Below are 12,894 nucleotides of genomic sequence, written 5' to 3'. Positions count from 1 at the left end.
GTTGCGGCGCTTGACTCACCTCTCGCATGCGCTGCCCCTCGCCGCATCCGCCGCCGCCCTCGTGGCCGGTCTTGCCGCGCCGCTCACGGCACAGGCCGATGAAACCGCGATCTGCTACAACTGCCCGCCCGAATGGGCCGACTGGGCAAGCCAGATCCAGGCGATCCAGAAAGAGACCGGCATTCGCGTGCCGTTCGACAACAAGAACTCCGGACAATCCATCGCACAACTGATGGCCGAGCAGAAAAGCCCGGTCGCCGATGTCGTCTACCTCGGCGTGTCGTCGGCATTCCAGGCGAAGGACAAGGGCGTGATCACACCGTACAAGCCCGCGCACTGGAGCGACATTCCTGCTGACCTGAAGGACCCGCAAGGTTACTGGTTCGCCATCCACTCGGGCACGCTCGGCTTTTTCGTCAACAAGGATGCGCTCGAAGGCAAGCCGGTCCCGCGCTCGTGGGCCGATCTCCTCAAGCCCGAGTACAAGGGCATGGTCGGCTACCTCGATCCGTCGAGCGCGTTCGTGGGCTATGCGGGCGCAGTGGCTGTGAATCTCGCGCTGGGCGGCACGCTCGACAACTTCCAGCCCGCCTTCGAATGGTTCGGCAAGCTCAAGGCCAACCAGCCGATCGTGCCGAAGCAGACCGCGTACGCACGCGTGCTCTCGGGTGAAATTCCCATCCTGCTCGACTACGACTTCGACGCCTACCGCGCAAAATACAAGGACCACGCGAACGTCGAATTCGTCATCCCGAAGGAAGGCACGATTTCGGTGCCCTACGTGATGAGCCTCGTGAAGAACGGGCCGCACGAAGCGAACGGCAAGAAGGTGCTCGACTTCGTGCTCTCCGACGAAGGCCAGAAGCTCTGGGCGAATGCCTACCTGCGCCCGGTGCGCGCGAGCGCGCTCTCGCCGGAAGCAGCTTCGAAGTTCCTGCCAGCGAGCGACTACGCGCGTGCAAAGCCAGTGGACTTCGCGAAGATGGCGGCGCAGCAGCAGACGTTTGGCGAGCGCTATCTGCAGATCATGCACTGAGACTCCGGCCAATCACTTCCATGCATGACCTCACCTTTCCGTTGCGCTGGCGCGTGGCGCTCGTCGCGCCCGCGCTCGCGGTGTTCCTCGCCTTCTGGCTGCTGCCGATGATCGCGCTCGTTCAGGTGAGCGCCGACGGACACTTCATCGAGACTTATCGCGCGCTGCTCACGAATGGCCGCTACATGAGAAGCCTCGCCGCGACCATCGCGCTCTCGGCCGCCGTCACCGCGGCCACGCTCGTGATCTCCACGATCTGCGGCCTTCTGCTCGCAAGGCGCACGTTCGCGGGACGCCGTGCGCTCGTCGCGCTGCTCACGTTTCCGCTGGCGTTTCCGGGCGTGGTGGTCGGCTTCATGGTCATCATGCTCGCAGGCCGCCAGGGACTCATCGGCGCGCTTTCGCTGCGGCTCACCGGCGAGCGCTGGGTCTTCGCCTACTCGATGGCGGGACTCTTCGCGGGCTACCTGTACTTTTCGATTCCGCGCGTGATCGTGACCGTGATGGCCTGCGCAAGCCAGCTCGACGGCTCGCTCGAAGAAGCCGCGCGTTCGCTTGGCGCGTCGTCGTGGCGCGTGCTGTGCGACGTGATCCTGCCTGCGCTCGCGCCCGGCCTCGTCGCTGCAGGGGCGATCTGTTTCGCGACCGCGATGGGTGCGTTTGGCACCGCGTTCACGCTCGCCACCGACATCGACGTTCTGCCGATGACCATCTACACCGAGTTCACGCTCAACGCCAACATGGTGACGGCGGCGGGCCTGTCCATCGTGCTCGGTCTCGTCACGTGGGCGGTGCTCACGCTCGCGCGCAGCGTGACGGGTGCGGCCGTCGCGGCCACGGCATGAGCACCGTGGTTTTCGAGGACTCCAGAATGAATTCGGTCGTCAATTCCGCAGCTTCGGCAACGCAAGACATGCACGAAGCGCCGGGCCAGCCGCCTGCCGCGCGGCGGCGCGTCGCACTGCCCTCGGCGCGCACGTGGATTGCTTGCGCGCAATGGCTCGTCACGCTTGCCACGTGCGCGTTTCTCGTCGTGCCTGTCGTGATGTCGATCGTCGCGGGGCTCACCGTCAACTATTTTCGCGGCGTGGCGAGCGGCCTCACGCTGCGCTGGCTCGACCAGGTCTGGACGCAGTATCACGCGAGTGTATTCCTCTCGCTCGAAGTGGCGGCCGCCACGCTCGCCATCACGCTAGTGACCGGCGTACCCGCGGGCTATGCGCTCGCACGCAGCCGCACGCGCCTCTCGCGTTTTATCGAGGAGTTGCTCGTGCTGCCCGTGGCTCTGCCCGGCCTCGCTTCGGCGCTCGCGCTGCTCGTGGTGTACGGCGGCTTCAGCACGTTTCGCATGAGTGCGGCGTTCATCGTGGTCGGCCACGTGGTGTTCACGCTGCCGTTCATGGTGCGGCCCGTGGCGGCCGTGTGCGCGTCGGCAGACCTGCGCACACTCGAGGAAGGCGCCGCGAGCCTCGGCGCGAGCTTCCGGCAGCGCTTCACGACCATCGTGCTGCCCAACGCGCGACCCGGCATCGTGGCAGGCGCGCTCGCGGTGCTCACGCTCTCGATCGGCGAATTCAACCTCACGTGGATGCTGCACACGCCCGACACCAAAACGCTGCCAGTGGGCCTCGCGGACACCTACGCGTCACTGCGTATCGAAGTCGGCAGCGCCTACACGATCCTCTTCTTCCTCATGACGATGCCGCTGCTCGTGGCAATGCAATGGCTCGGCGTGGACGTACCTGGCGCCTCAGGAAAGCCAACTGGCAAGCCGCGTCTCGCAGGCCAGCAAAGGAACAACAAGGATTCCGAATGAAACTAGAACCGATCCCGATTACGCTCACGCGCTGCGCGAAAACGTTTCGCGGCACGCGCGTGCTCGAACCGCTCGACCTTGCGATCGGCGCAGGCGAAACGCTGGTGTTGCTCGGCCCTTCGGGCTGCGGCAAGACCACCACGCTGCGCATGATCGCGGGTCTGGAAACGCCCGACGCCGGCGGCCATGTCGCCTTCGGCGACGAGGACGTGACCGCGCAGCCTATCGAGCAGCGCAAGGTCGGCATGGTGTTCCAGAACTACGCGCTCTTTCCGAACCTCGATGTGCGCGGCAACATCGGTTATGGCCTGAAAATCCAGCGCGTCCCCGCCGCCGACGCGCGCGCACGTGTCGACGAACTGCTCGCGATGATGCGCCTCGAAGCGCACGCGGCCAAGCCCATCAACCAGCTTTCGGGCGGCCAGCGCCAGCGCGTGGCGCTCGCGCGCGCGCTGGCGCCGCGCCCGCGTGTGCTGCTGCTCGACGAGCCGCTCACCGCGCTCGATGCGCGCCTGCGCGACACCCTGCGCGGCGAGATGAATGCGCTCTTGCGCGAACTGGGCGTGACGACGGTCTATGTCACGCACGATCAGGCCGAGGCGATGGAACTGGGCGACCGCATCGTCGTGATGAGCGCGGGCCGCATCGAGCAGATCGGCACGCCGCGCGAGATCTACTTCCAGCCTGCGAGCCGTGCAGTCGCGCAGTTCGTCGGCACGCTGAACCGGATCGCCGGAGAATGGCAAGGCGGCATGCTGCGCACGAGCGGCGGCGCCGTGCCGGCCAACGCGTCCCAAACGACCGGCGCCGCCGAACTGTATTTCCGCCCCGAAGACGCCACGCTCGCCGACCCCGTTGGCGCACAACTGCGCGGCGTCATCGAACAGGCGACCTTTCTCGGCGAGCGCACGCGCCTGACCATCGGCGGCGCCGCGCCCGATGCCCTGCTCGTCGACGTGGCGGGTCGCATCGAGCTTGCACGCGGCACGCCGGTTGGCATCTCGATCGCCCCTGAAGCACTCATTGCGCTTGCGTAAATCTTACAAAACGAGGACTACCATGCTGCTCGCCCAGATCAGCGACCTGCACATCAAGCCACCGGGCGCGCTCGCCTATCGCCGCGTCGATACGGCCGCGAGCCTTGCACGCACCATCGCTCGGCTCAATGCGCTCACGCCGCGCCCGGACGCGGTGCTCATGACCGGCGACCTCGTCGATCAGGGCTCGCTCGAAGAATACCGGCACCTCAAAACGCTGCTCGACACGCTCGAGATTCCGTACTGGCTCCTGATCGGCAACCACGACGCGCGCGGGCCGCTGCGCGAAGTGTTTCCCGATCGGCCCGAACTGCGCGAGGGCGGCGAGTTCGTCCAGTACGCGGTGGACCTCGGAGCGCTACGCGTGATCGCACTCGACTCCATGCAGCCGGGGCAAAGCGCGGGCACGCTCTGCGAAGCGCGCCTTGCGTGGCTCGAGCAGCAGCTCGAGGCGGCGCGCGGCAAGCCCGTGGTGGTCGCGCTCCATCACCCGCCGTTCGACTGCGGCATTGGTCACATGGATGCGATTCGCCTCGACGACCGCGCCGCGCAGGCGCTCGAAGCGCTCGTGGCACGGCATCCCAACGTCGAGCGCGTGCTGTGCGGTCACGTGCACCGGCCCATGTTCGTGCGCTTCGGCGGCACGATTGCCTCGGCCGTGCCCGCGCCCGCTCACCAGGTCACGCTCGACCTCGCGCCCGATGCGCCCTCCACCTTCACGCTCGAGCCGCCCGCCTTTGCGCTGCATCGTTACGACCCGAACGGCGGGATCGTGACGCACCACGAGTACGTCGAGACGTTCGACGGCCCGTATCCGTTCTACGAGCCCTCGGGCGAGCTGATCGGCTGAATGCGCAGCTAGACGCACGCCTGGCGGCACGCTCCCGCGCCGTCAGCGCGATTGCGCGCGCTCCGGTATGATCGGCACGCTCGAAGCCTGTCTTCCGTCTGACCGGGCGCCACCCGCATTACGCTCATGTCCACACCTGATTCCGCAACCGCTGGCGAAAGCCAGTCGCTGCGCGGCCTGCTGCTCCTGCTCGCGACCATCGCGGGCGTCACGGTCGCGAACATCTACTTCAACCAGCCGCTGCTCGACGACTTCCGCCAGAGCTTCCCGGCCGGCGCAGCGTGGATCGGCGCCGTGCCGGCGGGCACCCAGCTCGGCTACGCGGCCGGCATGCTGCTGCTCGCGCCGCTCGGCGACCGCTACGACCGCCGCCGCATCATCCTGCTGCAAACGGCCGGCTTGTGCGTCGCCCTGCTCGTCGCGGCCACCGCGCCGTCGCTTGCCGTTCTGGTCGGCGCGAGCCTCGCGATCGGCATCCTCGCCACCATCGCGCAGCAGGCCGTGCCGTTTTCCGCCGAACTCGCGCCGCCCGAGGCGCGTGGCCACGCGGTCGGCACCGTGATGAGCGGGCTCTTGCTCGGCATTCTGCTCGCACGTACGGCGGCCGGGTTCGTCGGACAGTACTTTGGCTGGCGTGCGGTGTTCGGGGCGTCGATCGTCGCGCTGCTCGTGCTTGCGGTCGTGATCGTGAAAAAACTGCCAAAGAGCCAGCCCACTTCGCAACTCGGCTACGGCAAGCTGCTCGGCTCGATGTGGCATCTGGTGCTGGAGCTGCCGGGCCTGCGCGAAGCGTCGGCAACGGGTGCTTGCCTCTTCGCCGCGTTCAGCCTCTTCTGGCCCGTGCTCACGCTGCTGCTTGCGGGCGAGCCGTTCCATCTCGGGCCGCAGGTGGCGGGGCTTTTCGGCATCGTCGGCGCGGCGGGCGCGCTGGCCGCGCCCATGGCGGGCCGCTCGGCCGACAAGCGCGGGCCGCGCGCGGTCATCACGATGTCGATCGTACTGATGGCGCTCGCGTTCGTTATCTTCGCGTTCTCGGGCAAGAGCCTGATCGGCCTCGTGATCGGCGTGATCGTGCTCGACGTCGGCGTGCAGGCCGCGCAGATCTCGAATCAGTCGCGCATCTACGCGCTGCGCCCCGAGGCGCGCAGCCGCGTGAATACGGTGTTCATGGTCTGCTACTTCATTGGCGGCGCAACCGGCTCCGCCGTCGGCGTGACGGCCTGGCATGCGTTCGGCTGGATCGGCGTGTGCGTGGCCGGCATTGCGTTCACGGCGCTCGCGGGCTGGATTCACCATGCAACGCGCCCGCGCGTGGGCACGGGCGCAGAGGCTTCTTCCTGAGGGCGAGTCTGCGCGCTATTTGTGCGCGTACAGCAGGTCAGTCATATCGTCGGCGTGTTCCTCCTCTGTCGCGAGGATTTGCTCGAAGATGCGCCGCGTGGTCGTGTCGTCGTGGCCGAGATAGTTGATGATCGCGCGATAGCTTTCGATCGCGATGCGCTCCGCGATCAGATTCTCGCGAATCATGTCCTTCAGGCCGGCCCCTTCCTTGTATTCCGAGTGCGAGCGCTCGACTAGCGTCGACGGCGAAAAGTCGGGCTCGCCGCCGAGTTGCACGATGCGCGCTGCGAGCATGTCGGCGTGCTGCTGCTCCTCGTTCGCGTGCTGAAGAAATTCGGCCGCCACCGACTCGGACTCGATGCCCTTCGCCATGAAATGGTGCCGCTTGTAGCGCAGCACGCACACGAGTTCCGTGGCGAGCGAATCGTTGAGCAGCTTGAGCACGGTCTGGCGATTTGCCGGGTAATCCGGCGTGACCGATCCCTGGTCGAGATTGCGGCGCGCTTCATCGCGCACGCGTTTGAGATCGAACTCGAACGAAGCGTGTGTCTTCGACATCTGACTCTCCTTCAAACATGGCATGCATGAACGGGGTGGTGCGCAGCGGTTTGGCATTGCGTGCGTCATCCGTGCATCACGCCTAGCAATAGCGTGACCACGAAGACCACGAGGAAGATGTAGAACAGGATCTTGGCGATTTCGGCCGCGCCCGCGGCGATGCCGGTGAAGCCGAACACAGCGGCAATGATCGCGATGATGAAAAACACGATGGCGTAGTGAAGCATGGCGTAGTCCTCCTTGTGGGCGGATGTGCTGCGCTATGTCGCGCCTGCATCGGTGCTAGCGCAAGCAGCGGACCTGATGGCGGACACATAGGGAGGCACAAATGACCGGGCACGCGACGTGCTGGACAGTGGCCACCTTTGACACCGTGGAGGACTTCCTCATGAAACGCCTGATTGCCCTCTTTCTCGTTACCGCTTCGCTGGCAGCGCTTTCGGCCTGCAACACGATGGCGGGTGCCGGCGAGGACGTTTCCGCGGGCGGCCACGCCCTCACGAACTCCGCGGAAAAGGCCAAGTAATCGCGTCTGGCATCGATTGGTCAGCGACGAAGATGCGGCCGCTCCGCACCACACATGCGGGGCGGCCGCGCACACCAATGTGGCGCAATGACGCGAGGCGCGTCACCGGGACAGGACGAACTCAGGAGGTCCGGCGACGGTCGTCGAAGAGGAACGACAAACCCACGCTACCGAGAATCAGCACGGTCGCGACGACGGTGCCACTCGTGACCGGCTCGCCGAGCAGCAGCGCGCCGAGCGCGACGGCAACAACGGGATTCACGTACATGCAACTGCTCGCAACGAGCGGGCTGGTATTGCGGATCAGATAGCCATAGGCGACGTAGGCCGCCATCGTGCCGATGAACATCAGGTAGAAGAACGCCACGAGCGGCAGAACGTGCAACTCGCCCATGCGTTCGCCGCTGATCCACGCGACCGAGGTCGAAATGGCGCCGCCGAGGCCGATTTGCAGCGCCGTCGCGATGAACAGATCGGTAGGCAACCTGAGCTTGCCCGCCAGATGTGCGCCGATCGCCCAGAAGAGCGCGCCACACAGAATCGCGAGGCTGCCGCCCGCCGAACCCGCAGCACCGCCGCCATGACTCAGGATCGCAATGCCGACGAGACCGAGCGCGACCGCAGCCCATTCGGCCTTCGCCACGCGCCGCCCGGTCACCGCCGAGATCACGGTCGCGAAGAGCGGCACTGTGGCGACCATCACGGCCGCCGTGCCAGTGCCCACGGTCCGCATGCCGTAAGCGAGCATGCCGCTCGACAGGCCCACGAGCAGCGTGCCCACCACGCCCGCGTTGCGCACTTCGAGGAGGGTCGGCATGACGGGTCGCCGGCGCATGGCAAAGACGAACAACCCGATCCCGGCAAGCAGATTGCGCAAGCCGGAGAGAAGCAGCGGCGGGAACGATTCGAGCGCAACCTTCACGCCGAGATACGTCGAGCCCCAGACGAAGTAGACAACCGCGAGCGAGAGCGCGACGCGCCCGGCGCGCGACTGCGGCAACCGCACGCCGCGCACGAAACGCCATAGCGCGGCGGCGGCCTGAAGGACCGTTGACATGAAAGATTGGGGGTTCACGCGTGAAGGCAAACGGGGAGGCATCGTCATTTTGCCGCGGCACGTGAAGGGCAGAACCGCGGGCGCCCCGGCGGCAAGGCGGCGGGACGGGTGAAGCTCGACGGCATGGTGCAGATGCGCAAGAACGCGAAAAAGGACGGAGTGCGAAGGACACCCGGGACGGGCGAACCGCATTATGCAACAACGCCGGTCGTCGCGGATGCTTTCAGGATGCTTTATGCGCGGTGTGTCGTTGTGTTCGCGTCACAGTGCGAAGCGCGAGCCGGAATGGCCGATCGCGCACCCTATCGCGGTGCTGCGACAGCGTCGCGCCAGGTTTGTGAGATCGTGCTAGCATGGTCGAATCTTTCGTTTAACTTTCATTTACTTCATTTCTAACACGCCGTTCGCCATGTTTTCGCTTGTTTCGCGTCCCGTCCCCGTCTTGCCGCCGCGCAGTTTGCGCAGCGCGCGGGCGCGTGCGCGAGCCGGCCGCGAGCGAACGGCGGCGCGGCCGCTGTCCACCCGAGCGCGCGCCCTGCCTCCCCTGTCCGCCCCGCTTACCGCCGCCCGGCGTCCGCACTGAACCTGCCTCCCCAAGCCATCGGAGCCGTTCGGTCGGGCTCCGGGCCGATCCGTTGCGCCCCGCTGCGGCCCGCGCGCCATTTCGCCCGCCAGCCCTCGCCCGTCCCTCGACTTTCATCTGGATCGCAAGGAGAACCGTCATGTCGAAAAAAATCCGCTACCTCACCGAACTCGACGTCGCCCGCCTCGAGAAATGCGCCGCTGAACCCGGCGCCGCACCGGCCCGTCAAACCATGCTCGACGAACTGCTCGAACACGCCGTAATCGTGGAGCCGCGCGACGTCGCCGCCAATGTCGTGACGATGAACTCGCAGGTGACGCTCGTGGACGAGCGCAACGGCGAAGCCCTCACGTACACCGTCGTCTATCCCCATGAGGCGAACGTCGACGCCGGGCGGCTGAACGTGTTCTCGCCAGCGGGACTCGCGCTGCTCGGCGCCAAACGGGGCAACGCCGTGCGCTTCACGACGCCGGGCGGCGCGGTCGAAACACTGAAGATCGAACGCATCCTGTTTCAGCCCGAAGCCTCGAAGGATTTCACGTTGTAAGTTCCGCGCGCGTGACACATCTCGCGCGCAAAGGCACTTGCCAGATCGTCGCAGCGCGGTGTATCGTTTGGCCTTGCTTACGCGGGGGTCCTGCGTTATGCGCCGCATCGAACGAAAGTCGTGCTGCGTATTTCGCGGGTGAGAAATACCCTTTGAACCTGATCTGGATAATGCCAGCGCAGGGAAGCGTCCGGACTTCGCAACATCGCTCAACGCCTCATCCATCACAGCGAAGTCCGTCCACGTTCCGTCTCGTCTCCTGCTAAGCCGCTGTTCCCACTTTGCATTGCATGGAGAGAGAGACGCATGAACGCGAATCCGAAGTTCATTTCCGCCAACGCGCACGTCGACGAAGCCGCGATCGCGCCGCTGCCCAATTCCCGCAAGATCTACGTGACCGGCTCGCAGCCCGATATCCGCGTGCCGATGCGCGAAATCACGCAGGCGGATACGCCCACGGGCTTCGGCGGCGAGAAGAACCCGCCGATCTACGTCTACGACACCTCGGGTCCGTACACCGATCCGGAAGCGAAGATCGACATTCGTGCGGGCCTGCCCGCGCTGCGCCAGAGCTGGATCGAAAAGCGCGGCGACACCGAAGCGCTGCCGGGCCTCTCCTCCGAATACGGCCGCGAGCGCGCCGCCGACCCCGCAACGGCCGAGTTGCGTTTCCCAGGCCTGCATCGCACGCCGCGCCGCGCGAAGGCTGGCAAGAACGTCACGCAGATGCACTACGCGCGTCAAGGCATCATCACGCCGGAAATGGAGTACATCGCGATTCGCGAGAACCAGCGCCGCGCCGAGTATCTGGAAAGCCTCAAGGCCAGCGGCCCGAACGGTGCGAAGCTCGCCGCGATGATGGGTCGCCAGCATCCGGGCCAGGCGTTCGGCGCAGCGGCTTTCGGCGCGAATGCCCTTCAGGCGATCACGCCCGAGTTCGTGCGCGAGGAAATCGCTCGCGGCCGCGCGATCATCCCGGCGAACATCAACCACCCGGAAAGCGAGCCGATGATCATCGGCCGCAACTTCCTCGTGAAGATCAACGCGAACATCGGCAATTCGGCGGTCACGTCGTCGATTGGCGAGGAAGTCGACAAGATGACGTGGGCGATCCGCTGGGGCGGCGACACGGTCATGGATCTTTCGACCGGCAAGCACATTCACGAAACGCGCGAGTGGATCATCCGCAACTCGCCGGTGCCGATCGGCACGGTGCCGATTTACCAGGCGCTCGAAAAGGTCAACGGCAAGGCCGAAGACCTCACGTGGGAGATGTTCCGCGACACGCTCATTGAACAGGCCGAGCAAGGCGTGGACTACTTCACGATCCACGCGGGCGTGCGCCTGCAATACGTGCCGCTCACCGCGAACCGCATGACGGGTATCGTCTCGCGCGGCGGCTCGATCATGGCCAAGTGGTGCCTCGCGCATCACAAGGAGTCCTTCATTTATGAGCATTTCGAAGAGATCTGCGAAATCATGAAGGAATACGACGTGAGCTTCTCGCTCGGCGACGGCCTGCGCCCCGGCTCGATCTACGACGCCAACGACGAAGCGCAACTCGGCGAACTGAAGACGCTCGGCGAACTCACGCAGATCGCGTGGAAGCACGACGTGCAGGTGATGATCGAAGGCCCGGGCCACGTGCCGATGCAACTCATCAAGGAGAACATGGATCTTCAGCTCGACTGGTGCAAGGAAGCGCCCTTCTACACGCTCGGGCCGCTCACCACCGACATCGCGCCGGGCTACGACCACATCACTTCGGGCATCGGCGCTGCGATGATCGGCTGGTTCGGCACGGCCATGCTCTGCTATGTCACGCCGAAGGAACACCTGGGCTTGCCGAACAAGGACGACGTGAAGGAAGGCATCATCACGTACAAGCTCGCGGCGCATGCGGCCGATCTTGCGAAGGGTCATCCGGGCGCGCAGGTGCGCGACAACGCGCTGTCGAAGGCGCGCTTCGAGTTCCGCTGGGAAGACCAGTTCAACCTCGGTCTCGATCCGGACAAGGCGCGCGAGTTCCACGACGAAACGCTGCCGAAGGACTCGGCCAAGGTGGCGCATTTCTGCTCGATGTGCGGCCCGCACTTCTGCTCGATGAAGATCACCCAGGACGTGCGCGACTTCGCCGCGAAGCAAGGCGTGAGCGACGACGAAGCCCTGAAAAAAGGCATGGAAGTGAAGGCGGTCGAGTTCATCAAGCAAGGCGCCGAGATTTATCAGCGCCAGTAAGCTCACCGTGTCCCAGGCGGGCCCTTGCGGCCCGCCGATACATTTTCTAACGACTCCCACAACTCTCTGACAAGCGCACACACCCGGATACGGGTTGGCTGCCTAGGATGAGGGTATTGAAGGCGCGGCGTGCGCGCAAAGCGCATGTCGCACCTCACACTCAAACGCACTATGCGTAGGGAGTCGACCCATGAAAACACTCAAACGCGCAGGCATGCTGCTCACGGTAACGACACTCGTCGCTGTGCTGGGCAGCCTGACTGCATGCGACAACATGTCGAGACGCGACCGCGATACGGTCATCGGCGCGGGTGTGGGCGGCGTGGCCGGCGCTGCGATTGGCGGCAATGCGCTCTCCACCGTGGGCGGCGCGGCAGTCGGCGGCTTGATCGGCAATCAGGTTGGCAAATAAGCATCAAGGCAAGCATTAAGGCCTAAGGCCGGACGAACCGACGATGCGGCTACGCGTTCAGCCTCACGATCGATGCGACGGCACGCAACCGTAACGACACGACAGGCAACACGCCATTCAAGGCGTGCATCAGGGAAGGATGCGCGGCGCAGACCCACACGGGCTGCGCCGCGTTTGCGTGGGTCAAGCGTCAACGCACGCGCGACGTGAAACATGCGCTTGAACGATTCGCTTGAAACATTCCGTTCACGAGCCGCAACGCAAAACGCCCCGGTCCGGCGTAAGCTCGAACGATCAAACGGCCCGAGCCTGAACGCGATAACCCTGCGCGGCCGTTCGCCATTCGCGGAGCCCGCCATGAAACGTCCGTTAGTGCGTATGATCGCCGCCGCGACCCTGCTCCCCGCGCTTTCCGGCTGCTACTACTACGCCCCCTACGGCTACCCGCCGTACTACTACGGCACCGTGCCCGTAGCGGCCACCCAGCAGGAAACCGCAGTCGTGCAAACCGCGCCGAACCCCGCGCCAGTTGCCGTGCCCGACGCACAGTATCCCGGTCCGCTCTATTCCACGCAGCCCGTTGCGATTGCCGTGCCTGCGTGGCCCGCTTATCCGGCTTATCCGGCTTATCCGGCCGCCTACCCCGCGTATTACCCTTACCCCGCGTACGGCTGGGGCTGGGGCGCACCCGCCGTCTCATTCGGCTTCGGCTACTGGAGCGGCGGCGGCGGACACAGGCATCACTGACATCGACGCTCACACGCGAAACCACGACGCGAGGTGCACCGCAAAACGGTGCCGGACCGTACTTTCCCTCCTTGACGCTCCCGTTTCGTTATCTATCCTCCAAGTGGGCTAGCGGGGATTGAAGCACCGCCTTAACTCGGCCGTCT

15 protein-coding genes and 1 riboswitch are annotated in these 12,894 nt (G+C 65.4%); of the genes, 12 read left to right on the top strand and 3 right to left on the bottom strand.

The annotated features are described in order from the left end of the window. Position 1 precedes the first annotated feature (1 nt). The 6 genes from U5A65_RS18010 to U5A65_RS17985 all read left to right on the top strand — a co-directional run bounded on the left by U5A65_RS18010 (position 2) and on the right by U5A65_RS17985 (position 6,080). Positions 2–1,036 (top strand): ABC transporter substrate-binding protein, encoded by a 1,035-nt coding sequence (locus U5A65_RS18010; RefSeq protein ID WP_415765204.1) that lies wholly within the window; start codon positions 2–4, stop codon positions 1,034–1,036. A 20-nt stretch (positions 1,037–1,056) separates the two neighbouring features. After that, positions 1,057–1,881 (top strand): ABC transporter permease, encoded by an 825-nt coding sequence (locus U5A65_RS18005; RefSeq protein ID WP_321909035.1) that lies wholly within the window; start codon positions 1,057–1,059, stop codon positions 1,879–1,881. Positions 1,882–1,907: 26 nt separating this feature from the next. After that, positions 1,908–2,852, top strand: a complete 945-nt coding sequence (locus U5A65_RS18000; protein ID WP_415765117.1) for an ABC transporter permease — start codon at positions 1,908–1,910, stop codon at positions 2,850–2,852. Continuing rightward, on the top strand, positions 2,849–3,889 hold the full coding sequence (locus U5A65_RS17995) for an ABC transporter ATP-binding protein (protein WP_321946916.1): 1,041 nt from the start codon (positions 2,849–2,851) through the stop codon (positions 3,887–3,889). Before U5A65_RS18000 ends, U5A65_RS17995 begins: the two co-directional genes overlap by 4 nt. A gap of 22 nt (positions 3,890–3,911) precedes the next feature. Then, positions 3,912–4,739 (top strand): phosphodiesterase, encoded by an 828-nt coding sequence (locus U5A65_RS17990; RefSeq protein WP_321909039.1) that lies wholly within the window; start codon positions 3,912–3,914, stop codon positions 4,737–4,739. Between the two features lie 126 nt (positions 4,740–4,865). Further along, the gene (locus U5A65_RS17985; protein WP_321909041.1) at positions 4,866–6,080 is read left to right on the top strand and encodes an MFS transporter; all 1,215 of its coding nucleotides are present in this window, start codon (positions 4,866–4,868) and stop codon (positions 6,078–6,080) included. Positions 6,081–6,095: 15 nt separating this feature from the next. Here U5A65_RS17985 and U5A65_RS17980 read toward each other — a convergent pair whose 3' ends face one another. Beyond that, positions 6,096–6,638, bottom strand: a complete 543-nt coding sequence (locus U5A65_RS17980; RefSeq protein ID WP_321946915.1) for a ferritin-like domain-containing protein — start codon at positions 6,636–6,638, stop codon at positions 6,096–6,098. Between the two features lie 65 nt (positions 6,639–6,703). Beyond that, positions 6,704–6,865: a DUF1328 family protein gene (locus U5A65_RS17975; RefSeq protein ID WP_158757523.1), complete on the bottom strand. Its 162-nt coding sequence runs from the start codon at positions 6,863–6,865 to the stop codon at positions 6,704–6,706. A 161-nt stretch (positions 6,866–7,026) separates the two neighbouring features. On the opposite strand from U5A65_RS17975, the gene U5A65_RS17970 reads away from it, so the two are divergent. After that, positions 7,027–7,164: an entericidin A/B family lipoprotein gene (locus U5A65_RS17970; protein ID WP_042264962.1), complete on the top strand. Its 138-nt coding sequence runs from the start codon at positions 7,027–7,029 to the stop codon at positions 7,162–7,164. Between the two features lie 121 nt (positions 7,165–7,285). Here the strand turns inward: U5A65_RS17970 and U5A65_RS17965 are convergent, their stop codons facing one another. Next, positions 7,286–8,221, bottom strand: a complete 936-nt coding sequence (locus U5A65_RS17965; protein WP_321946914.1) for an EamA family transporter — start codon at positions 8,219–8,221, stop codon at positions 7,286–7,288. A gap of 108 nt (positions 8,222–8,329) precedes the next feature. On the opposite strand from U5A65_RS17965, the gene U5A65_RS17960 reads away from it, so the two are divergent. The 5 genes from U5A65_RS17960 to U5A65_RS17940 all read left to right on the top strand — a co-directional run bounded on the left by U5A65_RS17960 (position 8,330) and on the right by U5A65_RS17940 (position 12,748). Then, positions 8,330–8,617 (top strand): hypothetical protein, encoded by a 288-nt coding sequence (locus U5A65_RS17960; protein ID WP_321946913.1) that lies wholly within the window; start codon positions 8,330–8,332, stop codon positions 8,615–8,617. A 326-nt stretch (positions 8,618–8,943) separates the two neighbouring features. After that, entirely contained in the window at positions 8,944–9,351 is a 408-nt protein-coding gene (locus U5A65_RS17955; protein WP_321909046.1) for a GreA/GreB family elongation factor, read from the top strand. A 73-nt stretch (positions 9,352–9,424) separates the two neighbouring features. Continuing rightward, positions 9,425–9,554: riboswitch (TPP riboswitch) on the top strand. 103 nt (positions 9,555–9,657) lie between these two features. Continuing rightward, positions 9,658–11,589 carry a phosphomethylpyrimidine synthase ThiC gene (thiC, locus tag U5A65_RS17950; protein ID WP_321909047.1) on the top strand — a complete coding sequence of 644 codons (1,932 nt, stop codon included), beginning with the start codon at positions 9,658–9,660 and terminating at the stop codon, positions 11,587–11,589. 190 nt (positions 11,590–11,779) lie between these two features. After that, entirely contained in the window at positions 11,780–12,001 is a 222-nt protein-coding gene (locus U5A65_RS17945; protein WP_321934936.1) for a glycine zipper 2TM domain-containing protein, read from the top strand. A gap of 357 nt (positions 12,002–12,358) precedes the next feature. After that, positions 12,359–12,748, top strand: a complete 390-nt coding sequence (locus U5A65_RS17940) for a hypothetical protein (protein ID WP_321946912.1) — start codon at positions 12,359–12,361, stop codon at positions 12,746–12,748. The last annotated feature ends 146 nt before the right edge of the window (positions 12,749–12,894 follow it).

It is taken from the genome of Paraburkholderia sp. J10-1 (assembly GCF_905220165.1).
Classification (GTDB): domain Bacteria; phylum Pseudomonadota; class Gammaproteobacteria; order Burkholderiales; family Burkholderiaceae; genus Paraburkholderia.
Note: the sequence above shows the minus strand (reverse complement) of the source record. Positions and strands in the feature narration are given on the sequence as shown.

What these genes read in the sequence shown, in the direction of transcription:
- U5A65_RS17955 (WP_321909046.1), top strand. Translation starts at nt 8,944, where the DNA reads ATGTCGAAAAAAATCCGCTACCTCACCGAACTCGACGTCGCCCGCCTC.
- U5A65_RS17980 (WP_321946915.1), bottom strand. Translation starts at nt 6,638, where the DNA reads ATGTCGAAGACACACGCTTCGTTCGAGTTCGATCTCAAACGCGTGCGC.
- U5A65_RS17975 (WP_158757523.1), bottom strand. Translation starts at nt 6,865, where the DNA reads ATGCTTCACTACGCCATCGTGTTTTTCATCATCGCGATCATTGCCGCT.
- U5A65_RS18005 (WP_321909035.1), top strand. Translation starts at nt 1,057, where the DNA reads ATGCATGACCTCACCTTTCCGTTGCGCTGGCGCGTGGCGCTCGTCGCG.
- U5A65_RS17995 (WP_321946916.1), top strand. Translation starts at nt 2,849, where the DNA reads ATGAAACTAGAACCGATCCCGATTACGCTCACGCGCTGCGCGAAAACG.
- thiC (WP_321909047.1), top strand. Translation starts at nt 9,658, where the DNA reads ATGAACGCGAATCCGAAGTTCATTTCCGCCAACGCGCACGTCGACGAA.
- U5A65_RS18000 (WP_415765117.1), top strand. Translation starts at nt 1,908, where the DNA reads ATGAATTCGGTCGTCAATTCCGCAGCTTCGGCAACGCAAGACATGCAC.
- U5A65_RS17970 (WP_042264962.1), top strand. Translation starts at nt 7,027, where the DNA reads ATGAAACGCCTGATTGCCCTCTTTCTCGTTACCGCTTCGCTGGCAGCG.
- U5A65_RS17990 (WP_321909039.1), top strand. Translation starts at nt 3,912, where the DNA reads ATGCTGCTCGCCCAGATCAGCGACCTGCACATCAAGCCACCGGGCGCG.
- U5A65_RS17985 (WP_321909041.1), top strand. Translation starts at nt 4,866, where the DNA reads ATGTCCACACCTGATTCCGCAACCGCTGGCGAAAGCCAGTCGCTGCGC.
- U5A65_RS17965 (WP_321946914.1), bottom strand. Translation starts at nt 8,221, where the DNA reads ATGTCAACGGTCCTTCAGGCCGCCGCCGCGCTATGGCGTTTCGTGCGC.
- U5A65_RS17945 (WP_321934936.1), top strand. Translation starts at nt 11,780, where the DNA reads ATGAAAACACTCAAACGCGCAGGCATGCTGCTCACGGTAACGACACTC.
- U5A65_RS17940 (WP_321946912.1), top strand. Translation starts at nt 12,359, where the DNA reads ATGAAACGTCCGTTAGTGCGTATGATCGCCGCCGCGACCCTGCTCCCC.